This is a genomic window from Alphaproteobacteria bacterium (assembly GCA_026400645.1).
In the GTDB taxonomy this organism is placed as follows: Bacteria; Pseudomonadota; Alphaproteobacteria; order Paracaedibacterales; family CAIULA01; genus JAPLOP01.
In genome coordinates, this window is the sequence record JAPLOP010000031.1 from 1 (window position 1) to 22,615 (window position 22,615).

The 22,615-nt window shown below is 45.8% G+C and carries 24 protein-coding genes and 3 tRNA genes; 22 read left to right on the plus strand and 5 right to left on the minus strand.

Translation table 11 applies throughout. The annotated features are described in order from the left end of the window. The first annotated feature begins 115 nt into the window (after nucleotides 1-115). The 3 genes from NTX76_05240 to NTX76_05250 are packed head-to-tail and all read left to right on the plus strand — an operon-like array spanning nucleotide 116 to nucleotide 2,063. The gene (locus tag NTX76_05240; protein MCX7338666.1) at nucleotides 116-442 is read left to right on the plus strand and encodes a class I SAM-dependent methyltransferase; all 327 of its coding nucleotides are present in this window, start codon (nucleotides 116-118) and stop codon (nucleotides 440-442) included. 3 nt (nucleotides 443-445) lie between these two features. Further along, nucleotides 446-1,231 carry a ParA family protein gene (locus NTX76_05245; protein ID MCX7338667.1) on the plus strand — a complete coding sequence of 262 codons (786 nt, stop codon included), beginning with the start codon at nucleotides 446-448 and terminating at the stop codon, nucleotides 1,229-1,231. After that, nucleotides 1,221-2,063: a ParB/RepB/Spo0J family partition protein gene (locus tag NTX76_05250; GenBank protein ID MCX7338668.1), complete on the plus strand. Its 843-nt coding sequence runs from the start codon at nucleotides 1,221-1,223 to the stop codon at nucleotides 2,061-2,063. The genes NTX76_05245 and NTX76_05250 overlap by 11 nt, the downstream gene beginning before the upstream one ends. On the opposite strand, the gene NTX76_05255 is transcribed toward NTX76_05250, so the two are convergent. Then, nucleotides 2,049-3,284 carry a CCA tRNA nucleotidyltransferase gene (locus NTX76_05255; protein ID MCX7338669.1) on the minus strand — a complete coding sequence of 412 codons (1,236 nt, stop codon included), beginning with the start codon at nucleotides 3,282-3,284 and terminating at the stop codon, nucleotides 2,049-2,051. The genes NTX76_05250 and NTX76_05255 overlap by 15 nt on opposite strands. A 188-nt stretch (nucleotides 3,285-3,472) precedes the next feature. On the opposite strand from NTX76_05255, the gene NTX76_05260 reads away from it, so the two are divergent. The 8 genes from NTX76_05260 to NTX76_05295 all read left to right on the plus strand — a co-directional run bounded on the left by NTX76_05260 (nucleotide 3,473) and on the right by NTX76_05295 (nucleotide 10,873). Then, nucleotides 3,473-3,548: transfer RNA gene (locus tag NTX76_05260), tRNA-Glu, on the plus strand. A gap of 64 nt (nucleotides 3,549-3,612) precedes the next feature. After that, a tRNA-Arg gene (locus NTX76_05265) sits at nucleotides 3,613-3,689 on the plus strand. Between the two features lie 106 nt (nucleotides 3,690-3,795). After that, nucleotides 3,796-5,619 carry a translational GTPase TypA gene (gene typA / locus NTX76_05270; GenBank protein MCX7338670.1) on the plus strand — a complete coding sequence of 608 codons (1,824 nt, stop codon included), beginning with the start codon at nucleotides 3,796-3,798 and terminating at the stop codon, nucleotides 5,617-5,619. Nucleotides 5,620-5,765: 146 nt separating this feature from the next. Beyond that, nucleotides 5,766-6,860 (plus strand): sulfite exporter TauE/SafE family protein, encoded by a 1,095-nt coding sequence (locus tag NTX76_05275; GenBank protein MCX7338671.1) that lies wholly within the window; start codon nucleotides 5,766-5,768, stop codon nucleotides 6,858-6,860. Then, nucleotides 6,857-7,987, plus strand: a complete 1,131-nt coding sequence (locus NTX76_05280; protein ID MCX7338672.1) for an extracellular solute-binding protein — start codon at nucleotides 6,857-6,859, stop codon at nucleotides 7,985-7,987. Before NTX76_05275 ends, NTX76_05280 begins: the two co-directional genes overlap by 4 nt. Before the next feature lie 4 nt (nucleotides 7,988-7,991). Then, nucleotides 7,992-9,137 (plus strand): ABC transporter ATP-binding protein, encoded by a 1,146-nt coding sequence (locus NTX76_05285; GenBank protein ID MCX7338673.1) that lies wholly within the window; start codon nucleotides 7,992-7,994, stop codon nucleotides 9,135-9,137. A 53-nt stretch (nucleotides 9,138-9,190) separates the two neighbouring features. Beyond that, nucleotides 9,191-10,069: an ABC transporter permease subunit gene (locus NTX76_05290; protein MCX7338674.1), complete on the plus strand. Its 879-nt coding sequence runs from the start codon at nucleotides 9,191-9,193 to the stop codon at nucleotides 10,067-10,069. A 3-nt stretch (nucleotides 10,070-10,072) separates the two neighbouring features. Then, on the plus strand, nucleotides 10,073-10,873 hold the full coding sequence (locus tag NTX76_05295; GenBank protein MCX7338675.1) for an ABC transporter permease subunit: 801 nt from the start codon (nucleotides 10,073-10,075) through the stop codon (nucleotides 10,871-10,873). Between the two features lie 40 nt (nucleotides 10,874-10,913). Here the strand turns inward: NTX76_05295 and NTX76_05300 are convergent, their stop codons facing one another. Next, on the minus strand, nucleotides 10,914-11,366 hold the full coding sequence (locus NTX76_05300) for a helix-turn-helix domain-containing protein (GenBank protein ID MCX7338676.1): 453 nt from the start codon (nucleotides 11,364-11,366) through the stop codon (nucleotides 10,914-10,916). Beyond that, on the minus strand, nucleotides 11,323-12,834 hold the full coding sequence (lnt, locus tag NTX76_05305) for an apolipoprotein N-acyltransferase (GenBank protein MCX7338677.1): 1,512 nt from the start codon (nucleotides 12,832-12,834) through the stop codon (nucleotides 11,323-11,325). Before lnt ends, NTX76_05300 begins: the two co-directional genes overlap by 44 nt. 72 nt (nucleotides 12,835-12,906) lie before the next feature. Here lnt and NTX76_05310 point away from each other — a divergent pair, with 72 nt between their 5' ends. The 3 genes from NTX76_05310 to NTX76_05320 are packed head-to-tail and all read left to right on the plus strand — an operon-like array spanning nucleotide 12,907 to nucleotide 15,954. Beyond that, the gene (locus NTX76_05310) at nucleotides 12,907-14,034 is read left to right on the plus strand and encodes a DegT/DnrJ/EryC1/StrS family aminotransferase (GenBank protein ID MCX7338678.1); all 1,128 of its coding nucleotides are present in this window, start codon (nucleotides 12,907-12,909) and stop codon (nucleotides 14,032-14,034) included. Continuing rightward, nucleotides 14,027-14,473 carry a ribose 5-phosphate isomerase B gene (rpiB, locus tag NTX76_05315; GenBank protein ID MCX7338679.1) on the plus strand — a complete coding sequence of 149 codons (447 nt, stop codon included), beginning with the start codon at nucleotides 14,027-14,029 and terminating at the stop codon, nucleotides 14,471-14,473. The genes NTX76_05310 and rpiB overlap by 8 nt, the downstream gene beginning before the upstream one ends. Further along, nucleotides 14,470-15,954 carry a hypothetical protein gene (locus NTX76_05320; protein ID MCX7338680.1) on the plus strand — a complete coding sequence of 495 codons (1,485 nt, stop codon included), beginning with the start codon at nucleotides 14,470-14,472 and terminating at the stop codon, nucleotides 15,952-15,954. Before rpiB ends, NTX76_05320 begins: the two co-directional genes overlap by 4 nt. On the opposite strand, the gene hemC is transcribed toward NTX76_05320, so the two are convergent. Continuing rightward, complete coding sequence (hemC, locus tag NTX76_05325; GenBank protein ID MCX7338681.1) at nucleotides 15,936-16,907, minus strand: hydroxymethylbilane synthase; 972 nt, start codon at nucleotides 16,905-16,907, stop codon at nucleotides 15,936-15,938. The genes NTX76_05320 and hemC overlap by 19 nt on opposite strands. Before the next feature lie 168 nt (nucleotides 16,908-17,075). Between hemC and NTX76_05330 the strand changes: the two genes are divergently transcribed. Beyond that, nucleotides 17,076-17,891 carry a thioredoxin domain-containing protein gene (locus NTX76_05330; GenBank protein MCX7338682.1) on the plus strand — a complete coding sequence of 272 codons (816 nt, stop codon included), beginning with the start codon at nucleotides 17,076-17,078 and terminating at the stop codon, nucleotides 17,889-17,891. Here the strand turns inward: NTX76_05330 and NTX76_05335 are convergent. Next, nucleotides 17,836-18,987: a phosphoserine transaminase gene (locus tag NTX76_05335; protein MCX7338683.1), complete on the minus strand. Its 1,152-nt coding sequence runs from the start codon at nucleotides 18,985-18,987 to the stop codon at nucleotides 17,836-17,838. The two genes, NTX76_05330 and NTX76_05335, sit on opposite strands and share 56 nt — an antisense overlap. Before the next feature lie 140 nt (nucleotides 18,988-19,127). Between NTX76_05335 and NTX76_05340 the strand changes: the two genes are divergently transcribed. The 7 genes from NTX76_05340 (at nucleotide 19,128) to rplL (ending at nucleotide 22,420) form a co-directional block, all read left to right on the plus strand. Beyond that, nucleotides 19,128-19,204 (plus strand) — tRNA-Trp (locus tag NTX76_05340). Nucleotides 19,205-19,247: 43 nt separating this feature from the next. Then, nucleotides 19,248-19,472 carry a preprotein translocase subunit SecE gene (gene secE / locus NTX76_05345; GenBank protein MCX7338684.1) on the plus strand — a complete coding sequence of 75 codons (225 nt, stop codon included), beginning with the start codon at nucleotides 19,248-19,250 and terminating at the stop codon, nucleotides 19,470-19,472. A gap of 32 nt (nucleotides 19,473-19,504) precedes the next feature. Then, nucleotides 19,505-20,047 (plus strand): transcription termination/antitermination protein NusG, encoded by a 543-nt coding sequence (gene nusG / locus NTX76_05350; protein ID MCX7338685.1) that lies wholly within the window; start codon nucleotides 19,505-19,507, stop codon nucleotides 20,045-20,047. A gap of 62 nt (nucleotides 20,048-20,109) precedes the next feature. Next, nucleotides 20,110-20,538, plus strand: a complete 429-nt coding sequence (rplK, locus tag NTX76_05355; GenBank protein ID MCX7338686.1) for a 50S ribosomal protein L11 — start codon at nucleotides 20,110-20,112, stop codon at nucleotides 20,536-20,538. A gap of 3 nt (nucleotides 20,539-20,541) precedes the next feature. Next, on the plus strand, nucleotides 20,542-21,228 hold the full coding sequence (gene rplA / locus NTX76_05360) for a 50S ribosomal protein L1 (GenBank protein ID MCX7338687.1): 687 nt from the start codon (nucleotides 20,542-20,544) through the stop codon (nucleotides 21,226-21,228). A 260-nt stretch (nucleotides 21,229-21,488) separates the two neighbouring features. Further along, nucleotides 21,489-21,995: a 50S ribosomal protein L10 gene (gene rplJ, locus NTX76_05365; GenBank protein ID MCX7338688.1), complete on the plus strand. Its 507-nt coding sequence runs from the start codon at nucleotides 21,489-21,491 to the stop codon at nucleotides 21,993-21,995. Nucleotides 21,996-22,054: 59 nt separating this feature from the next. After that, nucleotides 22,055-22,420 carry a 50S ribosomal protein L7/L12 gene (gene rplL / locus NTX76_05370; GenBank protein ID MCX7338689.1) on the plus strand — a complete coding sequence of 122 codons (366 nt, stop codon included), beginning with the start codon at nucleotides 22,055-22,057 and terminating at the stop codon, nucleotides 22,418-22,420. The last annotated feature ends 195 nt before the right edge of the window (nucleotides 22,421-22,615 follow it).

Below are 22,615 nucleotides of genomic sequence, written 5' to 3' on the forward strand. Positions count from 1 at the left end.
TATAAGACGGTATCGATTCTGGGTAAGACCGACAGAGGTGTTATGGCCCATTATTGAATCGGGAGCCGGATGCCTTAATTGGGCAAGTCCGGTTCTGAGGAGGGGGGAAGCTTGAGTGATTGGCTTCCTCTACTCAACTTTTTTGACGGAGGCGTCGCGCATGCTTGGTTTGAGTTCGAATATTGAAACGCAGGACGCATATTCAATTAATCGAAACTTTGATTTTGTTGTGTCTCGTGCATGGTCAAACCTCGGTAATTTAATAAATATAGTCCATAATGTTTCACGTGAAACAAAAGCTGTCGGTGTCTTTCATAAAGGACATAGTTATGATTTGGAGATTTTAGATGCACAAAAAAGGTGGTCATTTGAGTATTCCGTATTTAATAGCGCAACAGATCCGACTGGCAAAATTATTACAATAAAAAACGTACAGGAGTAGGTGATGGGAAAAATTATTGTTATTGCCAATCAGAAGGGGGGGGTTGGAAAAACGACAACCTCTGTTAATGTGGCGACGGCTTTGGCGGCGGTCGAAAGAAAGGTTCTTTTGATTGATATGGACCCGCAGTCGAATGCTTCTACTGGCGTAGGGATAACAAAAAAGAACAGAGCATACACAACGTATGACTTGCTGATTGGTCGTTGCACCATGGGCGAATCGTTACACAAAAGCATTATCCCTGGTTTGACAATAATACCAGCGGGCATAGAGCTGATTGGTTCCGAAATAGAGCTCGTCAGTGCGCAAAGCAGGGAGGGCGTTCTAAAGAAAATCATCACACCCTACAAGCAAATGTTTGATTATGTCATTATTGATTGCCCACCATCCATGGGATTGCTTACGTTAAATGCAATGGTTGCGGCTGATTGCGTTTTGGTCCCCCTGCAGTGCGAATATTATGCCCTCGAGGGGCTCAGTTACCTCCTTCACTCAATTCAAAAAATTAAACAGAATTTCAATAAAGACCTAAGTTTGTTTGGTGTTGTGCTGACGATGTATGACCGGAGAAGTTCGCTTTGCGCGCAGGTGGCATCCGATGTTCGTATGCACCTGAAAGACAAAGTTTTTAAAACAATCATACCCAGAAACATAAAAGTGTCAGAGGCCCCTTCCCACGGGAAGCCTGTCCTTCTTTATGATGTCGGGTGCGTTGGATCAAAGGCATATATGGAATTGGCAAAAGAAATTCTTGTAAAAGCAGAAGGGAAGAAGGGTGATGGGCGGTAATAATACACTAGGTCGCGGACTGTCGGCATTGTTGGGCGATATTGGATATGAGAATGATCGGGTGCAGCAATCTTTGAATAGGGACGAGGTTCTGACGGAGAGTTTATATCCAGGTAAAATGCAGCCAAGGCAAAATTTTGATCCGGAGAAGCTGGAGGCCCTGGTTGAATCTGTAAAATCAAAGGGCATCCTGCAGCCTATATTGGTCCGACGGTTTGAGGAAGACAAATATGAAATCATTGCTGGCGAGCGCAGGTGGCGAGCGGCACAAACGGCAGGTCTTAAAAAGATGCCTGTCATTATTTTGGATTGTTCTGATAGCGAAGCGCTAGAAATCGGGCTGATTGAAAACCTTCAGCGCGACGATTTGAATCCTGTGGAGGAGGCCGAGTCCCTGCAAAGGTTACTTGATCAGCACAATAAGACTCAGGAAGAAGTCGCGCAAGCAATCAGCAAAAGCCGTAGTTATGTTGCTAACATGTTGCGACTCAATCAGCTTCCCGATGGTGTGAAAAAAATGCTTCGTGATAATGTGTTGACAGCCGGTCATGCGCGAAGCCTTTTGAATACGGATAACATAGAAGAGCTTGCTAACAAAATTGTTTCAGAAAAACTGACCGTACGCGAGGCAGAGAGTTTGGCCAAAAAGTCGAAAACACCCCCATCGCAATCTCCTGTGGATCAGGATGCCGCATTGATAGCCGAAAAAATAGGCGAAGCGGTAAGGATGAAGGCAAAGCTTAATATCACAAGGCAGGGTGGGACGCTCACGCTCTATTTTCGCGAATATGATCAGCTTGATGATTTGCTTGATAAATTACAGGTTAATTAGGGGGTTCTCTTTCTCCGCCCCAACAAGGGAGGCGCAAAAAGAAAGACAGTCATCTTTGGTGGGTAGACAATTATTCACAACCCACCAGCGTTCTGTCTGATCTAGCATCTCCCCGAGCGCCCGACCAGGTTTGATGTTGATCTTTAAAAGGTCCGCACCATTCAAAGGGAAATGATTGTCGCCTTGGTCGGAAAGTTTCGCCAACGCGGTTTCACAAAAAGAAATTCGTCCCTCATCATGCATTGATGTACGCAGGAAAATCCAATCCGTTGCATGCTCCTTTCCATATTTATGGTAAACCCACCGCAAATCGTCCACATGGATAATTGATTCAATGGTTTCGAGGGCTCTGGTCTGTTTGCAAGAAAGCCGAAAATTCTTTTGATAAAAATTTCCATCACGCTGTGAATAAGACCGGAACAGAGTAAAAAAACGTCGCAAAGGAAATTCATTCGCTGAGCTGTCTGGAATGCTAAAATGTGCTTCAAGCTGGATTAAGTTTTGCAAAAGCGTAACATCCGGATCCGCATCGTAAAGCACAGAAAAAATCGCGTCAGCAATCATGCGATCGATGGCTTGCAAGGGATTTCTCGCCTTTAAAAGCTTGATGATTTCTCGTTGAATTCGCTCGGTGGATAAATTCCCAAGGCCCTTCCTCATCTGACGTAAGGCCGGAATCGCCGCGGGCATTCCCCTTCCATGGGTGGCCAAAAACCTATAATACCGAAGGATTCTCAAGTAATCCTCCTTGATGCGCATGGCGGGGTCGCCTATGAACCGAATCACGCCATTAGCCAGGTCATCTTTCCCCCCAAAGAAATCGAACATCCGTCCATCTGCATCCAAATAAAGTGCATTGATGGTAAAATCACGGCGGCTGGCATCCTCCAGCCAATCGGTTCCAAACTCAACAACGGGATGACGCCCATCGGTTTTGCAATCTCGGCGGAGGCTTGTAACCTCAAAGGCCATATCCCCCACGACCGCTGTTATGGTTCCAAATTGAATGCCGGTTGGAATTGTTTTGACGTTATGTCGCCTTAAGGCATTTACCACCATCTGCGGCGGAGCAGCAACAGCAATATCAATATCGTGAATCGGCAAGCCAAGTAACGAATCACGCACGCATCCACCGACAAGCCTTGCCTCGATTCCACTGTTGGCAAAAAGCTGAAATAGGGCGGAAATTTGGGGTCCCTGCAGTATGGGGAAACTCATCATAAAAAATTGACGGCACAATCATTAAAAAATGTACTTTGAAGTGTACTCGTTATAAATGAATTTGCGCACTCATATTCTTGGTATCCTCTGATAAAAACGCCAAAATTACCCACGAGCGAACGATAAATGCATCTGGATTTATGAATTAACTTGCTTCCTGTGTTGGTTTTGTATATTTTGATGTTACTGTCCCCTTCGTCTAGAGGCCTAGGACATCGCCCTCTCATGGCGGCAACACGGGTTCGAATCCCGTAGGGGACACCAAAACGAAACTCTAATGACATCCTGTGGCTCATAGCCGTTGGTTTTGGGGTATGTATTGCACAGAGCGTCCTTAGCTCAGCTGGATAGAGCGGCGGCCTTCTAAGCCGTAGGTCAGAGGTTCGAATCCTCTAGGACGCACCAAAATTCACGATCGTACCCGGGCTCGTGTGGGTATTTTCGGATCATATCATTTTATTCATGAGTTCATATTAATTTTAAGTTATCGAGACAAAGGTTACCCCCGCGCATGACTTCTCTTCGTAATATCGCCATTATCGCCCACGTTGACCACGGAAAAACAACACTTGTTGATAGTATGCTAAAGCAAAGCGGAATTTTTCGCCTTAATCAAGCAGTTGCTGAACGGGCAATGGATTCCAACGATTTAGAGCGCGAGCGTGGCATCACCATTCTTGCAAAGTGTACGTCCCTTAGCTGGAAAGATGTCCGAATCAATATCGTCGACACACCAGGACATGCCGATTTTGGCGGCGAAGTTGAACGGATCCTGAGTATGGTTGATGGTGTTGTATTGCTGGTTGATGCAGCCGAAGGGCCTATGCCACAGACAAAATTCGTTTTGACCAAGGCTCTTAACCTGGGGTTGCGGCCAATTGTTGTCATTAACAAAATTGATCGTTCTGATGCCCGTCACGAAGAAGTCCTGAATGAAGTTTTTGATTTATTTTCAGCCCTAGAGGCCAGCGATGATCAGCTTGATTTTCCGGTTATTTTTGCATCTGGCCGAAGCGGCTGGGCAGTTAAAGATTTGTCAGAACCAAGAACCGACATTGCGCCGTTGTTCGACCTGATCCTTGAGCATGTTCCAGAACCAATCGCAGACCAAAATGCCCCATTCAGTATGTTGGTGACAACCCGTGAATACGATCCCTATCTTGGCCGTGTGCTAACGGGACGAATTTATGGCGGATCGATTAAACTAAACATGCCAATCAAGGTTCTTGATGGCAGCGGCAAGGTTGTTGAAACAGGAAAAGCCACAAAAATTTTAACCTTCCGTGGATTGGAACGTATCCCCGTTGACCAAGCAGAGGCTGGTGATATTATCGCGATCGCTGGTTTGGAAAAAGCAACCGTTGCTGATACGATTGCTGCGCTTGAGGTTGACGTGGCCCTGCCATCGATTCCAATTGATCCACCAACATTGGCCATGACATTTTCGATTAATGATTCCCCCTTGGCCGGTAAAGAGGGTACAAAATTAACATCACGTATTCTTCGTGAACGATTGATGCGCGAAGTCGAAGGTAATATCTCGATTCGGATCAAAGAAACAGAAGACAAGGATGCGTTTGAGGTTGCTGGTCGTGGTGAATTGCAGCTAGGTGTTTTGATTGAAACCATGCGACGCGAAGGGTTCGAGCTGTCCATCAGTCGTCCCCGCGTATTGTATCAGACAGACGAAGCCGGGCAACGCCTTGAGCCGGTCGAAGAAATTCAAATCGACGTTGATGATGATTACGTTGGGGTTGTGGTTGAATCCATGAGTCAGCGCAAGGCCGAGATGACCGACATGCGTCCATCCGGCGGTGGCAAAACACGAATCATCTTTATTGGGCCATCACGCGGATTGATTGGATATCATGGTCCGTTCTTAACGGAAACACGTGGCACCGGAATCATGAGTCGTGTCTTTCATTCTTATGGCCCCTATCGCGGTCCCATCGGCGGACGTCACAACGGCGTTTTGATTTCAAACGGAAATGGCGACGCTGTTGCCTATGCCCTTTGGAAGGTTGAGGAGCGCGGACAGCTTTTTGTGAACCCAGGTGAAGCCCTTTATGAAGGCATGATCATCGGTGAAAACAGTCGCGATAATGACCTGGAGGTTAACGCCCTTCGTGGTAAGCAATTAACCAACGTTCGGGCATCCGGCAAGGATGAAGCCATTCGTTTGACGCCACCACGCATCATGACACTAGAGCAAGCCATTGCGTATATCGAGGAAGACGAACGCGTCGAGGTCACGCCAAAATCGATTCGTTTGCGCAAGGCGATCCTGTGCCCCAATGACAGAAAACGGGCAGAGCGCGGCTCAAAAGAAAGATAGGGTTCAGTCTCTGGTGTAGCCCTGGGGACGGCGCATTATGCCATAGACAAATAATGAAAAATAGACGACACTGAAAAATTATGAATTGCTTGCTTTGCGCATAAAGTGAATGAAGGGTTCGTCAAATTTTCTTTCCTATTGCTAATATGGATTTAGATCCAATTATAATTCTTGGTCTTGGAACCTTGGGTGGAATTGCCTCTGGGATGCTGGGTATTGGAAGTGGTGTCGTCATAACGCCCGCCCTTATTATGATTGGGATCCCCTCCTTTGTCGCTATTTCATCGCAGCTTAACAATGCGATTGGGACAAATCTGATTGGCTTTATGGGATATTGGCGTCGACGGGATGTTGATTTGGGGTTGGCGGGATACCTGTTTGTTGGGGGTGTCCTCGGGGCCTTTTCAGAGCTTTTTTTGTTGGGATGGATTCACCAATACAAGCCACCCCAATCTTTTATGCAATTGACGTATGTGTTGGTTTTGGGCATTTTGGGAATGGCGATGCTGTCCCAAAATATTCACAATATGCTTCATCCTAGAAATAAACATTCCAACAAAACAGTGATGATGCGTCGCTGGATGATCTATTTTCCCTTTCATAAAATCTTTACAAGGGCACGCACAGAAATCAGTATTTTGGTCCCGCTTGTCGTTGGATTTGCGACAGGCCTTTTAACGTCAACCTTGGGTGGCGGTAACAGCCTTTTTATGATGCCAATTGTTGGGTATTTAATTGGTCGCAGCACGCCGGTTATTTCCGGGACATCTTTATTGGCAGGGTTTGCGATTACGCTTGCTGTGACACTTGTTCATGCATTAAATAGCGAGCCTTTTGATATCGTGATTGTTTTCATGCTGTTGATCGGGGGGATTCTGGGATCCAGAATTGGCGTTCGTCTGGGCTATATCTTTCCAAGGCCTTATTTGGGGATTCTGGGGGCATCAGTCATATTAATGATTTGTTCTAAGTTTGCTTATGATTTGATGGTGGCGGCTAGTGGCGGAATCGATTCTGCGGCGGGGATTCATCCCCTGGGATGTCAGTGTCCGTCAATGGATCATCGATTGCTTGTGGCCGAAGAATTTTATACAACGGGGGCCCGCTTTATCGTTCGACTGGCGGTGGATTGGCCAAATCTTTACACATTTATTGGTATCGCTGGTGTTGTTTTGATTTCTATTCTGATAGAGCAAATTCTTCAACGTTTTGTCGCCGTTTCTCCAAGGATGCGTCGATGAAAAGGATTTTTCTTCGTATCTTGGTTGCTTTTCCATTGGCTGTGCTTATCGTATGGCTTTTTACGGGGTTTGAAAATACCGGAAGGAAAGCGGCCTATGTTAACGTGTACGATTGGTATGGAATGCTTTCAAAGGATGTCATCCGCCAGTTTGAACAAGAAACAGGTATTCACGTACGATATGATATGTATGACAATAACGAAGTTCTGGAGGCTAAGCTTCTGGCTAGCAATCCGGGATATGATGTTGTTTTTCCCTCGGCCAGCCCCTATGTGGCGCGGCAAATTGCAGCCCATGTTTACCAACCCCTTAACAAAACCCTTTTGCCGAATCTTTGCGATCTGGATCCATTGATTACCGAAAAGATGGTAAAAATTGATGCGGGTATGGTGTATTCGATTCCCTATTATTGGGGGACACTGGGCATTGCTTTTGACGTGGACAAGGTTTCGGCTTTGCTTCCGGGGGTGGCGTTGGATGGATATCATATCCTTTTTGATAAGAAAAATCTTGAACGCCTTGCGCCGTGTGGTGTTAGTTTCTTGGAAGAAGCTGTTGATGTATTTCCCTTGGTATTGGCCTACCTTGGCCGGGATCGGCACAAAGAAAACATCGCTGATTTGGATGAATCTTTTCGTTATTTGTTGACGGTTCGTCCCTATATCAGGCGGTTTACATCATCCCGGTTTATCAATGATTTGGTGATGGGTGATATTTGTATTGCGCAGGCATGGTCGGGTGAATCCCAGCGTGCGGTTGCGGAGGGTAAATCCTTGGGGCGAAATATTCGCTATATTATTCCAAAAGAAGGGACGACCCTTTGGATTGATTGCATTGCGATCCCAGCGGGTGCTCCAAACCCAAAAAATGCACATCGTTTTATTAATTTTTTGCTTCGCCCCGATATTAGTGCCAAGATAACCAATCATTCATCGATCGCCACAGCCGTTCAAAAAGGGATCCCGTTCGTTAAGGCGTCCATACGTGACGATGTGACAGTTTTTCCATCACAGGAGGTTATGAGCCGCCTTCAGTTGGATGTCCCACAAGATGGAAGTGAAAGCAGTCTGGCTTATGATCGCCAGCGAACACGGGCGTGGGCAAAAGTACGTTTGGGGAGGGAATAAACCAATGCCACCATTAATACGCACAACGCGCCAATTGGAATCCTGGCAGGATCCAATGGCCAAGCCTTATATTCAGCTAGAAAACCTTAGTAAAAGTTATGGCGCAACCCAGGCGGTTCGGGGTGTTTCTCTGTCCATTTATAATGGTGAGCTCTTTTCGTTACTGGGGGGGTCGGGCTGCGGAAAAACAACGCTGTTGCGCATGTTGGCGGGTTTTGAAAAACCAACATCTGGCCGCATTTTGATTGATGGTGTGGATGTAACCGATTGGCCGCCCTATAAACGTCCCGTTAATATGATGTTTCAGTCTTATGCGCTTTTCCCACATATGAGCGTGTATCAAAACATTGCCTTTGGTTTAAAACAGGGCAGGGGCATGAATAAGGCGGAAATTCATGAACGGGTCCAGGATGGGCTTGAATTGGTGCAAATGCTTGCCTATGCGGATCGAAAACCACACCAACTTTCGGGTGGTCAAAAGCAGCGTGTTGCTTTGGCCCGAAGCCTGGTCAAGGAGCCAAAACTTCTTTTACTGGACGAGCCATTGGCAGCCCTGGACAAGAAGCTCCGCGAGCAAACGCAATTTGAATTGGTCAATATTCAGGAACGCGTTGGTATTACCTTTGTGCTGGTGACGCACGACCAAGAAGAAGCCATGACAATGTCGACGCGAATGGCTGTTATGGAGGAAGGGCGCATTCGTCAGGTTGGTGTTCCGCATGATATTTATGAATTCCCAAGCTCGCGATATGTGGCGGAATTTATCGGCAGTATGAATATTTTCGAGGGGATCGTCGTCGAGGACGAACCAGACCATGTCTTGATTGAATCACACGAAGCGGGTTGTTTTTTGTATGTGACACACGCGGCGGCTATGCCAGTTGGATCGCAGGTGGCGGTGGCTATTCGTCCAGAAAAGGTGATGCTTTCGCAGACCCCGCCTGTGGGGAATCGAAATTGCACAAAAGGCGTGGTCAAGGAAATTGCCTACCTTGGGGATATGTCTATTTATTACGTCCAGCTGGAATCGGGGAAGGTTGCCCAGGCTGCCTTGCCAAACTTGCTTCGGTTGTCAGAGCGGGGCGTTAAATGGGATGACGAGATTTACCTATTTTGGCGTGCAGAGAACGGGGTCGTTCTGGCGATATGATTGATCATTTTTCCCATTCATGGCACCAGTGGCGGCAAAGAATCCAGAATTTCATGGATAGTTTCGTCATTGTCCTGCCCTATGTATGGCTTTTTCTTTTCTTTTTTATTCCCTTTTTGCTGATTTTTAAGATTAGCTTTTCACAAGTCATTGTGAGCATGCCCCCTTTTGGGCCGGTGGTGGAATGGCTTGGTGATCAGGTCCTTCATGTCCATCTGAATTTGAAAAATTATTCCGTGCTGTTCACGGATCCATTTTATGGGGCTGCTTTTGTGTCATCAGTTGGGATCGCAAGTGCGTCCACGGTTTGTTGTCTGATCCTTGGGTATATGATGGCTTATGGCATTAGTCGGGCCAATGAAAGACTGCGCCCTATCCTTTTGTTGTTTGTTGTTTTGCCGTTTTGGACATCTTTTTTGATTCGTGTTTATGCCTGGTTGAGCTTGCTTAGCTCTCAGGGTATTGTTAATTCCTTGTTGATGTGGCTTGGTGTGATCGATCAGCCGCTTGTTTTGCTGGATAATTCCTATGCGGTTTGCGCGGGTATCGTTTACTGTTATTTACCCTTTATGATTTTACCAATTTATGCAGCCCTGGAAAAAATTGATTCATCATATATTGAGGCTGCTTTTGATTTGGGCTGCACGCCGTGGAGAGCATTTTGGAGCATTACAGTCCCCCTGTCTAAAAAGGGGGTTCTGGCTGGTTGTGTATTGGTGTTTATTCCAACCATTGGGGAATTTGTTATCCCGGAAATTCTGGGGGGGCCCGATACGGTCACGATCGGCCGTGTTTTGTGGTGGGAGTTTTTTAACAATCGTGATTGGCCGCTGGCCTGTGCGTTGGCAGTGACGATGGTTTTGTTGTTTATTGCGCCGATTATGGCGTTTCAGCGGCATCGACTTCGTGATAACGAAGAAGGGGGATATTGACCCATGCGACGAATGTCTACCTCTGGAACGGTTGCGTTGATTTTTGGATATGCATTTTTATATTTGCCCATTCTTTTCCTGGTTGTATTTTCGTTTAACGAATCACGTTTACCGGGTGTATGGACGGGTTTTTCATTGAAATGGTTTCACCTGCTTTTTGATAACGAAGATTTGTTGGCGGCGGTTGTAACCAGTTTTCAGATTGCTTCAATGGCTGCAACGGGGGCTGTTGTTTTGGGGACTCTTGCAGCAGTTTCAATGGTTCGATTTGGGGTTTTTTATGGGCGAACGCTTTTTGGTGGGCTGATTTCGGCCCCCCTTGTCATGCCAGAGGTTATCACGGGGCTTGCTCTATTATTGACGTTCGTCAGTTTGGAGCGAATCATTGGTTGGCCATCGGAACGCGGTATGATGACCGTCACGATCGCCCATACGACGTTGGCGATGGCATATGTTTATTTAATTGTTCACTCAAGGCTGCAGGATTTTGATCTAAGTCTTGAGGAGGCCGCTCTCGATCTGGGCGCAAAGCCTGTGAAAGTTTTTTTCCAGATTACCCTGCCAATCATAGCGCCGGCGTTATTATCCGGATGGTTGTTGGCTTTTGCCCTATCCCTTGATGATGTTATTATTGCCAGTTTTCTGTCGGGCCCGGGGGCGACCACACTTCCCATTCTGATCTTTTCCAGCTTGCGATTGGGGATAACACCGGAAATCAATGCCCTTGCAGCAATCATCATTGGCATTGTCAGCCTGGGCGTGACCGTTGCTGGCTTTTTGCTCGTCAGGAAGCGAGTCTATTAAAAGCCGCTCGACGCGCGTAAGCGAGGCCAATGCAAGATCCCTATGTAACTTCTGACCCCTCAGGGGTATCCATGCCCTTGTGCGCTTTAGCGAGTGCCTTGACCAAGGATAGCAGTTGTTTCTTTACAGATTCATCCTGAATTGCTGTAAAGTGTCGGATCATCTCTATGGTCATGGGGGTTATAAGGTTTGGCGCTTTATAGGGGGCTTGGTTTGCTTCTCGCAAGCCACCCGGCGCGCTATCACTTTCCAGAATATCCTCAAAAAAATATTCGATTGGTACCTGAAGGATTTGGCTCATCTGAAATAGACGGCTGGCCCCTATTTTGTTGGTCCCGCTTTCATATTTTTGTACCTGTTGAAAGGTGAGGCCCAGGGATTCCGCAAGTCTTTCTTGTGTCAATCCCAGCAAACTTCGACGTAACTTGACGCGTGAACCAATGCATACATCAATAGGGTACGGTTGATTCTTTGTTTTGGTTTTTTGTGTCATTGCTCCTCCTGTGGCCCAAGAAGTAACCGATTGATAAAAATCCTATAAGTAGTATGCCAAAGGGTATTTCTTTCCATTGGCCGTATATTGTGCGCGTGATGAGGTGACGAGGAAGGGTAAAATCTATAAAACCTATTTTATCAAGGTCAAGGTGATAAAGAATATTCCCGTAAGCATCGATAACCGCCGAGATGCCGTTATTGGCGACTCTTACGAGAGGAAGCCCCTCCTCGATTGCTCTTACACGAACAATCGACAGATGCTGATAGGGACCATTAGTGCGGCCATACCATGCATCATTTGTTATATTTAGAATCCATTCAGGGTTCGACTGGGTCAACCTTACATCATACTGAATGACGTATCCAGGGAAAATCGCTTCATAACAAATTAATGGACTGAATGCAGGCAGCCCATCAACGACCATGGTTTTAACGCCTTTTCCTGGGGTGTAATCAAACGTGCCAGCCGTTAATTTCTTAAAAAGAAACACCTTTTTAAGGGGAATGTATTCGCCAAAGGGGACCAGATGAAATTTATCATACCATTTCAAAATATCGCCGTGATCATCGAGGGCAAAAAGACCGCTCCTCATTTCGCCGGGCAAATGGTGCGTTGCCCCAATCAGAAGGATCCCATTCTGTGGCACTGCGTGTGTAATTTTTTCGATAGCGGCTGAATCTTGGTTGAAAAGAAAGGGAACAGAAGCCTCCGGCCAAATAACGGCGTGCAAAGGTTTTTCCGATGTTAGCTGAGACAAAGCAACATGAAGATCAAGGTTTCTTGCCAGATAAGCAGGGGTAAATTTTTCACCCTGGGGAATGCAGGGTTGAATCAGTCGCATGTTGATTTCTGTATTGCCAAGAGATTTTGCGTGCTCTAGGCGGCAGGATCCGGCGATCCAAAGAACTGAAAGCACCGCGAAGGCGCCAACTATAAGCGGCTTGGATCGGCTAGCCAATACGCAGGCGCAGAATATTGTGATCAGGGACAAGCCATAAATGCCGATAAAGGCTGTGGTTTGCAAGATTGGCAAGGGACACGCATATCCCACAAGGTTCCAGGGGAAACCCGTCAGTATGTGCCCCCGTGTCCATTCAAACAGCGACCAAAAGGCCGAAAATAACAGGACTTGGGAAACCGGCGTTCGTTGATAAAAAACGGTCAGCGCGCAAGCAAGCGCAGGAAAAAGCCCCAGCAACAACGGTAACCCGATTATCGGTATTGGCATTAAATAACCAAGGCCCACGGTCTTAAAGGCAAATCCCACCCAATAAAGCCCGGTTAGGAAATAACCAAAACCAAATGTCCATCCCAACAAGAATGCAGTCTTAATATTTTTTGTCTGGTAAAGGATATAAAGAAGCCCGGAAAACAGAGGGATTAGAATCGCTCCCATATGATAGGGGGCAAAGGCAAAGCATGACGCAGCACCAAGACAGAAACAGAGCAAGTATTTGTCGATCATTAATTTTGTAATCCATGAGGATAAAGAATTATGGTATACTCTCATTCTTGAAAAAAACAAGAAAGAATTTATATGCAGTCTTTGATTCGTCTTTCTAGGCCCTGTGTTGGCCCAGAGGAACTTTTGGGTGTTAAGCGGGTTCTGGAGGCCGGATATCTTGGGATGTCATCCGAGGTAAAGGCCCTTGAGGAGGAATTGGCGGAATTCATTGGTTCGGGCCGTCATGTTGTGTGCGTTAATACAGGGACCTCTGCCTTGCAATTGTCAATTCAGGCCTGTGGTATTGGGGCGGGGGACGAAGTCCTGGTCCCGACATTGACCTATGTGGCCTCTTTCCAGGCTGTATCTGCGACTGGGGCGATTCCGATCCCGTGTGATGTTGATCCCCGGACAGGTTTTTTGGATGTGGAGGATGCCAAGCGGCGCGTCACATCCAATACAAAAGCCATCATGCCTGTTCATTATGCCAGCGGTTTTGGTGCCCTTGATGCTGTTTATGAATTGGCCAAGGATCATCAATTGCGCGTTATCGAGGATGCGGCCCATAGTTTCGGGGGAACCTATAAGGATAAGCCCGTTGGCGCCATTGGGGATATCGTTTGTTTTAGTTTCGATGGAATCAAAAACATCACCTGCGGAGAGGGCGGTGCCATTGTGACCAGTGATTCTGTGGTGGCCAACAGGATTAAAGATGCGCGCCTTTTGGGGGTGGAGAGGGATACCGAAAAACGATATGCAAAACAGCGTAGTTGGGATTTTGATGTAACGGAACAGGGTTGGCGGTATCACATGAATGATTTGATGGCAGCCATAGGACGGGAGCAATTAAAGAAACTGCCTGAATTTGTGGAAAAACGCCGCCATATTGTCCAACGGTACAAGGATTTTTTTGAGGGACATTCGGTGGTTGGTGTTCTTGATATTAATAGCCCTGGGACGGTTCAGCATATTTGCCCCATTGTTTTAAAGTCGGGCGACAGGGATGGTTTGCGACACTATTTGTTGGATAATAACATCGAAACAGGTCTGCATTACAAGCCAAACCACCTGTTGACGAAATACAGTCGTGGGTATAGTTTGCTACAGGCCGAATCGTTGTTTGAGAAATTGTTGACGCTGCCGATTCACCCCTTGTTAGAGGATGCCGATATCGACAGAATCACAGATAGAATTCAGAAATGGGTTGATGGCAATGCATAAAAAAATCGTTTTTGGGTGCGACCATGCGGGGTTTGATCTGCAGTCTTCTTTGGTGCGGTGGGCAGAGGGGGCCGGCCATATCGTAACGGATTGCGGAACTTTCGACGGGCGGATTTCCGTTGATTATCCGGATTATGCCGCAAAGGTTACGGAGGTTATCCTGGCAGGGCTGGCCGATGTGGGTGTGCTGATTTGTGGAACTGGCATCGGGATGAGTATCGCCGCAAACCGCCACCAGGGAATCAGGGCAGCATTGTGCACCACGGAATACGAGGCGATGATGGCCCGTCAGCATAACAATGCCAACATTTTGTGTTTAGGGAGCCGTGTTTTGGGTGATGGGGTGGCAAAAAGCTGTTTAGCCACTTTTTTGCGGACAGATTTCCAGCAGGAACACCCAAGACATCAGCTGAGACTTGATTTGATGGAGAGGACATGAAGAAAAGCTCCCTCTGGAAAAAATTTGTGATTCTTATGCTATTAATTTTTGTGGGGATCTTTAATTTCAACGTACTGAGTGATTTTTATTTTCGTCTAACGCCGTATTATTCGCTTACTTATGCGCAAGACAGGGAGCTTATTCGGCCCTATTTCGACGAAGAGTTTTATAGGCTTGCTTACGCGTCAGACTTGCAAAAAACAGGTGAGGCCCCCATCGACCATTTTCTTAGGCGTAGTTGTAGGATGGGTGGCGGTGACCATGACCCCAATGATTGGTTTAATGTGACGATATATAAAGATCGTTTGTGGCCTTGTTTAGGGAATCCCTTTGTTGATTTTTTGCGTCAACCAGAATCGTTACCGTCTAAGGACGGACCAGTTGTCGAGGTTTATGCCAACAAAGACCAGCTATTTCGGGCATGGATGGCAGCCGAAGACTTTTTAAGAAAGAAGCAATTTTTAGTTATTTTGGTATTGCCAGATAACTTTAAAGACAGAATTCCCGTGCGATTTCATCCCATGATGAAGCGGGGTCTGCAGGTTCGTTTTTCCGATGATGTGGCGCTTTCGTTTTACAAAAGTCCCTTTTTGAAAAGCCCTGAAAAATATGATTGTACGGATTTGTTAGCTCAAGAATCTCCGAATTCAGATCAGGCTGTTTCTCGGATTCGTGTTGATGGGGGTTGTGACTATCTGGCTCATCGACTGTATAAATGCACACCCTGGAAAAAGGAAGGGATTTTGAATCCCTGTATGCTGAATTTTGGATTTTTCTGCACAGAACCGATTGAATTTTCTGCCTTTGGTCAGACAGAAGAAGATTTTCAAAAAAACATGAAACGGTTGGCACCTGGGTTTGATTTGCTCTTTTTAAATTCTGATATCGAAACGCCGAATTTGCGAATTATTCCAGGGTACATGGCGACAATGGTTGACGAGCGTGAGATTTCCAAAGAGAAAATATTTGGGATTAGTTTTTTATTGAGTTTGGGAGGTAAAAATATGAGTTCCTTTAAAACAAGGGGTTCGTTTATTTACCATTTTAGAAAAGAGATTTTCGACAAAGAAAAAGAATTTACGGTGCCAGCGCAATTTTTTATATCGCGTCGTGATATTAAGAAATATTCCAAAGACCTTCAAATTCGGGCCATGCCTGATGATTCAAAGAAATGGATCTTTGGGACACAATTCACCATCGCGATTGAAAACTCTCGTCAAAAGCATTATTTTTCGGAGAAATCAATCGATTGCTTTATGGCGTTAACGGTTCCAATTTACATTGGGTGTCCGAATGTGACGGATTATTTTGATCGCCGTGGATTGTTTATTGCAAAAGATCCGAATGATGTTATTCGCATTGCTAATTCTTTGACGCCTGAAACCTATGCCAAGATGTTACCCTATCTTCTTGAAAACAAACGATTGGCCAAAATCTATATGCAAATGGAGAGAGTGTTTATTCAGGAGTTTTTTAAATAACGTGCAAGTTTTATCCCGAAATCCTCTGGTGAGCAATTGGACAGAGAGATCTCCTCCCTGTAATAAATTGGAACATCCCTGGGCGCATAAACAACATCCAGTGCTAGTATTTCCGGATCAATAATACTGGCAAAGGCAGCGATTGAGGTGTGGCAATTTCCACCCAATTCCCGTAACAAGGATCGTTCTGCCCGAATGCATAATTCTGTTGGATCATGATTGACTGTGCGCAGCAGGCTCAAGATTTCTGAATCATCGGATCGGGCTTCGATCGCAATGACCCCTTGACCGGCGGCCGGAAGCATTTCTTTTAATGATAAAATTGTGACACACAAATCAGAATAGCCAGATAAACTATTTTCATCCTGCAAAAGCCCAAGGCGCTTTAACCCCGCCAGCGCTAAAATCGTTCCATCGTATCCTGATGACTGAATTTGTCGCAGGCGCGTTTGAACATTCCCCCGGATGGGGATAATCCTGAAATCGGGTCGATGGGCCAAAAGCTGCATAGCCCGCCTTGGGGAACATGTACCAATGATCGCGCCTTGTTTCAGGGTTTTGAGGGTTAGGCCATCTTGTCTGGTAATCAAAACATCGCGGGCATCTTCGCGTTCCAAAACACAGGCAATGGTCAGACCGCTTGGTTGATGTGTTTCCAAATCTTTCAAAGAATGAATGGCAAAGTCGATTTCTTTATTCAGCAGGGATTGTTCTATTTCCTTGACAAACAAAGCCTTTCCCCCAATATCGGACAGGCTTTGATCAGTAATGCGATCTCCTGTCGTTGTGATGCCGACGACCTGAATCGGCGAAAGTGTTGGATTTGCCTGGCGCAAAGCATCAATGACGATGGTCGTTTGGGCAAGGGCCAGGGGGCTTTTGCGTGTTCCAACGATATACCCTTCGCCTTTCAAACTCTGATCTTCGAAAATTTCGGAACCTCGCGTCCTCATGTACGTCTCTGTACGCTCCGGGCGCTCGGTCCTTATTGTCAAATCCAGATTTCGAAATCCATTGGGTATGCAATGGGAGTGACATGGGGTTTGGGTCATTGCTTAAAAATATGGAAATTTAGACGTTTATAAGGAATACTAGGTTATAGGATAGGAAAAAAGAGAAGAATGTCGAGAATGCGTATTTTTTTGATTTTGAGTCTTTTTATGGGGCTGGATACGTGTATTGCCGTGGCGGGGGAGGAAACGTCATCCGTTTCTATGCCGTCAGTTGAAGGCATTGTTTTGGAATGCGCTGACAACCTTGGCGGCGATATAAAGCCCACTGTTGAGGTGTGCTTTTCCCCAACCTGTGGGCATTGTGCCGATTATATAAAAACGATGCTGCCAAAAATAGAGGAAGAATTTATAAAAACAGGGAAAATCAAAGTCATCCTTCGTCTTTTTCCGTTTAACAATTGGGATTTTGTTGTTGGAAAATTGTCGCTTATTCCCAATCCTAACGGAGAAGGATACGCATTGTCACCCGAACGAATCCATCTTTTTCTCTACAATCAAGAAAAATGGATGCCAACACGGACTGAACAGGGTTCGGATAAAAAGGGAGATGGGGATACGCCTGGCCAACGAGAGCTGGATCTAAAAATCAAGGAAACGGCTGATCGTCTTGGGGTTCCTGCTGATGACCTTAAAAAAGATTTGTGCATTGAAGGGGGTGACCCATTTGTATCCCTAAAGCTGTTCTGTTTTGAACATAAGATCCCGCTTGATGAAATATTGAGCGCCGTCAAAGAAAACCCGGTACTTGAAAACGCGCTGACGTCTGTTTTTTTGCAGACGCTTGATGAAAAGGGAAATCCCATCCAGTTTGCGCCCGCATTTTTTATCGATGGAAAACTTCAGCCAGATTCGGTTAACATTGCGGAAATCAAAGCGTTTTTAAAGACGCTGCATAAGACCACTCCAGCCAAGGCAAAAGACTAATCAGATCCTGCTTCTCCACCGTTGGGCCACACCAAATCCTAAGGGATGGTGGTGCAAAAATATGGTTCACGATATCAAGGGCGACTTGGTTTTCTTGAAGTTTGCTAGCCATAGTCCGCAGAAATTCCCGCTGGCCTTGTATCGTTTCATGAGGATTGTTAACTGTCAGGCAAACCGACGTTGGTGATGTGATCTCTGGGCTCTCTGCCATAAAGGATATCCAGGGTGTTGTCTGAACCCAGTCCCGAACCACGGAAAAATTTTCTGAACAGCGTTGAAGAAGTCCGCTCAATCCGCCAATCGATTCCGCCCAACAAAGCGCACCCAGGCAATCTTCGGCGCACAGCATGGATGGTGTGTTGATTGTTTCGCCCCTGAATAGGCCGTCGGAAACCACGTTGTTTTTTGTCAGGCGAAATATACGGGGTATCGGCCATGATGGCTGGTGAGTTTCAAGGCGCTCAAGGGCCCGGGGGCTTAGGACCAGCATGCCATGAGCGGCCTCGCTTCCTAATCCTTTTTGCCACGAAAATGCAACCGCATCCAGTTTGTCCCAGGGTAAATCAAAACAAAAAGCCGCCGATGTTGCATCACAAATAGTGAGGCCATGTCGGGTATCCGAAATCCAATCTCCATTGGGGATGCATGTCCCGGACGTGGTTCCATTCCAGGAAAAGACAATATCGTTGGTCGAATCAACAGTCGCCAGGTCGGGAATTTCCCCATATTCAGCAACCAAGGGGCGAACATCGGGCAGGCGCAATTGTTCCATAACGTCAGCCAGCCAGTGTTTCCCAAATACATCAAATGATAGGGCATCAACCGGCCGCTGCCCCAAAAGGGACCAAAGCGCACATTCGATGGCTCCGGTTGCGGATCCTGCAAGGATCGCTATTTTGTGATCGGCTGGAATCTGCAAAACGGATCGCGTTAAATCAATAACTTGTTTTAATTTTTCTTTTCCCTGGATGGATCGGTGGGATCGTCCAAGCAATGCCTTGTCGAGGGATTTCAGATTCCAGCCAGGGTGTTTGCGGGTGGGGCCAGAACCAAAATTTGGGCAAACGGGTTTTAGGTGGGGCTGGGGAAGTGTCACTGTTTTATAGCCAATAAAAATGTATTATGTTTTGTTATATCCTAATGATAGCGGATGATTCTATTATTTTTTTGCACTGGACAACCATAGGTAGATTGAGCTATAAGTTACGACAGTGTTTTGTTTTTGCAGGCAGGTTTAGGAGTGTAGCTCAATTGGCTAGAGCGTCGGTCTCCAAAACCGAAGGCTGGGGGTTCGAGACCCTCCACTCCTGCCAAGTATTTGGTTGCCGAGTAATTTAAGAGTTCGTAAGGGGCGCGATGAAGACCATTTCTGGAAAGACCACTGCTAAAGTAGGGTTGTTTAAAAAGATATCCCGTTTTATAGACGAGGTTCGTCAAGAATCAAGAAAAGTAACGTGGCCAAGTCGCCGAGAGACGACATTGACGACAGTTGTTGTTTTTGTTTTGGCAGTTATAGCAGCTATTTATTTTATGATTGTTGATCAAGTTATTTATCGACTTTTACATTGGATCATTGGTTAATAGATGTTTGTTTGTAGTTTGGGGAAAGTTTGATGACGCGCAGTGCTCATTGGTATGTGATTAATGTCTACTCAGGTTTTGAAAAAAAGGTCGTTCAGGCGATCCAGGAGCAAGCCGAGAAAAAAGGCATGTCGGACCGTTTCGAGGAAATGTTAGTCCCATCAGAAGAAGTTGTCGAAATCCATAAGGGTGCAAAAGTCAACACAGAGAAACAATATTTTCCCGGATACGTTCTGGTGAAAATGGAGCTGACAGACGAAACGTGGCATTTGGTAAAAAATACGCCTCGTGTTTCTGGTTTTCTGGGCGCGAAGGGCAAACCAAGTCCGATTAGTGAAGTCGAGGTGAGTCGTATCCTTCGCCAAGTGCAGGATTCGATTGAAAAACCACGCCATACACTTAGTTTTGAGATTGGCGAGCAGGTTCGCGTTTGCGAAGGGCCATTTACATCATTCAGCGGTTTGGTTGAAGATGTTGATGGTGAAAAGGGACGCTTAAAAGTGTCCGTTATGATTTTTGGTCGTCCGACTCCGGTTGAATTGGAATTCGGTCAGGTCGAAAAGCAACAAGGTTAAGTTTATATAAATATGTGGAAGGTGGCCGAACCGCACCACAAACTCAATAATTGGGGAGTACTATGGCAAAAAAAGTTACAGGATACATTAAATTACAAGTATCAGCCGGTAAGGCAAATCCATCTCCGCCCATTGGGCCGGCATTAGGTCAACGTGGACTTAATATTATGGAATTTTGCAAATCGTTCAATGCGCAAACACAAGGCATGGAACCAGGAACACCGATTCCTGTTGTGATCACCGTCTTTGCGGATAAAACGTTTTCATTCGTTATGAAGACCCCGCCAAACACCCATTTCCTTAAAAAGGCAGCTGGAATTCAAAAAGGAATTCAGACGCCAGGTCGTGGAACAGTTGGTACGGTGACTATGGATCAGGTCAGAGAAATCGCAGCCATTAAGATGAAAGATCTTAATGCGCTTGATATTGACGCAGCATGCACGATGATTGTTGGGTCAGCTCGGTCAATGGGAATTGAGGTATCGGAGTAAATTATGGCAAAAATTTGTAAAAGACTAAAGGTTGCTTACGCCGCTGTTGACAAAAATAAAGTTTACGGCTTGGCAGACGCCATAAAGGTTTTAAAATCCGTGGCTAAAGCAAAATTTGACGAAACAATCGAAGTTTCGATGAATTTGAATATTGACCCCAGGAAAGCTGAGCAAAACATTCGTGGCGTTGTTCAGTTGCCTCATGGAACGGGAAAAACCTATAAGGTTGCTGTTTTTGCGAGGGGCCCAAAGGCAATAGAAGCAGAACAAGCTGGGGCTGACATCGTTGGTGCTGAGGAGCTGATGGAACAGATCCAAGCAGGGAATATCAATTTCGATCGTTGTATTGCAACGCCCGATATGATGGGTCTTGTTGGTCGCGTTGGCAAGATATTGGGCCCACGTGGTTTAATGCCAAACCCAAAGTTGGGCACAGTGACTATGGACGTTGCCGCTGCAATTAAAGCCGTCAAGGGTGGCCAGGTAGAATACCGTGCTGAAAAAGCGGGTATTGTTCATTCTGGCGTTGGCAAAGTTAGCTTTGATGACAGTGCTTTGGTTGATAACATCATGATTCTTATTGATGCTGTCACAAAGGCCAAGCCACTTGGTGTCAAAGGAACATATATCAAGAAAATGAGTCTTAGTTCGACAATGGGACCTGGTTTAACCTTTTCCATCGAAGGCTAAGTTTTACGAGTTAAGGGATAAGTTATTGACTTTCCCTTATGCCTGCCCTATGTTAGGGCAGTTTTTTGTCAAAGACTGTGGGTGCTGTTTCGATGGGAACAGTTTAATGGCGCAAGCTGCCCGCACAGACAGAAGGGGAAAACGTTTTTGGGTGTTTTATTAAGTTACGTTAACTTGATGGCATTTGAATCTTCCACTCCTTCTGTGGTCTTAATGGAGGCGATGTGGCCTTCATTGGCTTTTATTAGAGGAGTAGAGTAATGGACCGTACGCAAAAAGAAGGTTTAGTCTTGCGTATGCGTGACGAATTGCAAAACGCACAAACAGTGATCGTGACACGTCAAGTGGGCCTCACTGTTTCTGAAGTTACTGCACTGCGTCGTCGTATGCGTGAATCACAAGCCGAGTTTAAGGTTTTAAAAAATACTCTCGCCCGACTAGCTGTAAAAGGGACAGCACTAGAAGGAATCACCGAAATGCTTCAGGGGCCAACGGCTCTTGCGTATTCTAGTGATCCCATTAGTGCCGCAAAGGTCGCTGTAAAGTTCGCGAATGATAACAAGAAATTGGTCATTGTTGGCGGATGTATGAACGGCCTAGTTTTGTCTGAAGATGCCGTGAAAGCACTTGCAACACTGCCATCTCTTGACGAACTGCGTGGAAAGATCATTGGTGTTATTTCTGCGCCTGCAACCAAACTGGCTATTTTGTTAAAGGAACCGGCGGCACGCGTTGCTCGGGTTCTGGCAGCAAAGGGTTCAGAGTAGTTTTAAAGTAATATTATTAAGAAGTATTTTTAGATAAGTACCATTATTGGAGAGTTTAAATGGCAAAGTTAGCAAAAATCGTTGAAGAATTATCTGGTTTAACAGTTCTAGAGGCAGCCGAGCTGTCAAAAAGACTAGAAGAAACATGGGGCGTTAGCGCCGCTGCAGCCGTTGCTGCTGCACCAGCAGCACAAGCAGAAGTTGCAGAAGTTAAGACAGAATTTGATGTTTCATTGGATGAATTCGGTGCAAACAAAATCAACGTCATTAAAGAAGTTCGCGCGATTACTGGTTTGGGTCTCAAGGAAGCAAAAGACCTTGTAGAAGCCGCACCAAAGATGGTCAAGCAAGCAGTTTCAAAAGATGAAGCTGAAAAAATTAAGAAGCAGCTAGAAGAAGCTGGAGCAAAAGTTTCCATAAAGTAATGGAAGCACTATTTTTCAAAAACTGTAGCGATGTTTTTTAGGGAGCATCGTTGCAGTTTTTGCCTAAAAGCATTAGGTTAAGAAACTTAATAGCAAGCGTAAAATTTGGTATATCTGATTAGTTTAGTCGCTAGGAACGAATGCAGTTATATCCTGCCCTTTCAAGAAACGTAATATCATACGGGTTCATAGTGA

What these genes read in the sequence shown, in the direction of transcription:
- NTX76_05245 (MCX7338667.1), top strand. Translation starts at nt 446, where the DNA reads ATGGGAAAAATTATTGTTATTGCCAATCAGAAGGGGGGGGTTGGAAAA.
- NTX76_05250 (MCX7338668.1), top strand. Translation starts at nt 1,221, where the DNA reads ATGGGCGGTAATAATACACTAGGTCGCGGACTGTCGGCATTGTTGGGC.
- NTX76_05255 (MCX7338669.1), bottom strand. Translation starts at nt 3,284, where the DNA reads ATGATGAGTTTCCCCATACTGCAGGGACCCCAAATTTCCGCCCTATTT.
- typA (MCX7338670.1), top strand. Translation starts at nt 3,796, where the DNA reads ATGACTTCTCTTCGTAATATCGCCATTATCGCCCACGTTGACCACGGA.
- NTX76_05275 (MCX7338671.1), top strand. Translation starts at nt 5,766, where the DNA reads ATGGATTTAGATCCAATTATAATTCTTGGTCTTGGAACCTTGGGTGGA.
- NTX76_05280 (MCX7338672.1), top strand. Translation starts at nt 6,857, where the DNA reads ATGAAAAGGATTTTTCTTCGTATCTTGGTTGCTTTTCCATTGGCTGTG.
- NTX76_05285 (MCX7338673.1), top strand. Translation starts at nt 7,992, where the DNA reads ATGCCACCATTAATACGCACAACGCGCCAATTGGAATCCTGGCAGGAT.
- NTX76_05290 (MCX7338674.1), top strand. Translation starts at nt 9,191, where the DNA reads ATGGATAGTTTCGTCATTGTCCTGCCCTATGTATGGCTTTTTCTTTTC.
- NTX76_05295 (MCX7338675.1), top strand. Translation starts at nt 10,073, where the DNA reads ATGCGACGAATGTCTACCTCTGGAACGGTTGCGTTGATTTTTGGATAT.
- NTX76_05300 (MCX7338676.1), bottom strand. Translation starts at nt 11,366, where the DNA reads ATGACACAAAAAACCAAAACAAAGAATCAACCGTACCCTATTGATGTA.
- lnt (MCX7338677.1), bottom strand. Translation starts at nt 12,834, where the DNA reads ATGATCGACAAATACTTGCTCTGTTTCTGTCTTGGTGCTGCGTCATGC.
- NTX76_05310 (MCX7338678.1), top strand. Translation starts at nt 12,907, where the DNA reads ATGCAGTCTTTGATTCGTCTTTCTAGGCCCTGTGTTGGCCCAGAGGAA.
- rpiB (MCX7338679.1), top strand. Translation starts at nt 14,027, where the DNA reads ATGCATAAAAAAATCGTTTTTGGGTGCGACCATGCGGGGTTTGATCTG.
- NTX76_05320 (MCX7338680.1), top strand. Translation starts at nt 14,470, where the DNA reads ATGAAGAAAAGCTCCCTCTGGAAAAAATTTGTGATTCTTATGCTATTA.
- hemC (MCX7338681.1), bottom strand. Translation starts at nt 16,907, where the DNA reads ATGAGGACGCGAGGTTCCGAAATTTTCGAAGATCAGAGTTTGAAAGGC.
- NTX76_05330 (MCX7338682.1), top strand. Translation starts at nt 17,076, where the DNA reads ATGTCGAGAATGCGTATTTTTTTGATTTTGAGTCTTTTTATGGGGCTG.
- secE (MCX7338684.1), top strand. Translation starts at nt 19,248, where the DNA reads ATGAAGACCATTTCTGGAAAGACCACTGCTAAAGTAGGGTTGTTTAAA.
- nusG (MCX7338685.1), top strand. Translation starts at nt 19,505, where the DNA reads ATGACGCGCAGTGCTCATTGGTATGTGATTAATGTCTACTCAGGTTTT.
- rplK (MCX7338686.1), top strand. Translation starts at nt 20,110, where the DNA reads ATGGCAAAAAAAGTTACAGGATACATTAAATTACAAGTATCAGCCGGT.
- rplA (MCX7338687.1), top strand. Translation starts at nt 20,542, where the DNA reads ATGGCAAAAATTTGTAAAAGACTAAAGGTTGCTTACGCCGCTGTTGAC.
- rplJ (MCX7338688.1), top strand. Translation starts at nt 21,489, where the DNA reads ATGGACCGTACGCAAAAAGAAGGTTTAGTCTTGCGTATGCGTGACGAA.
- rplL (MCX7338689.1), top strand. Translation starts at nt 22,055, where the DNA reads ATGGCAAAGTTAGCAAAAATCGTTGAAGAATTATCTGGTTTAACAGTT.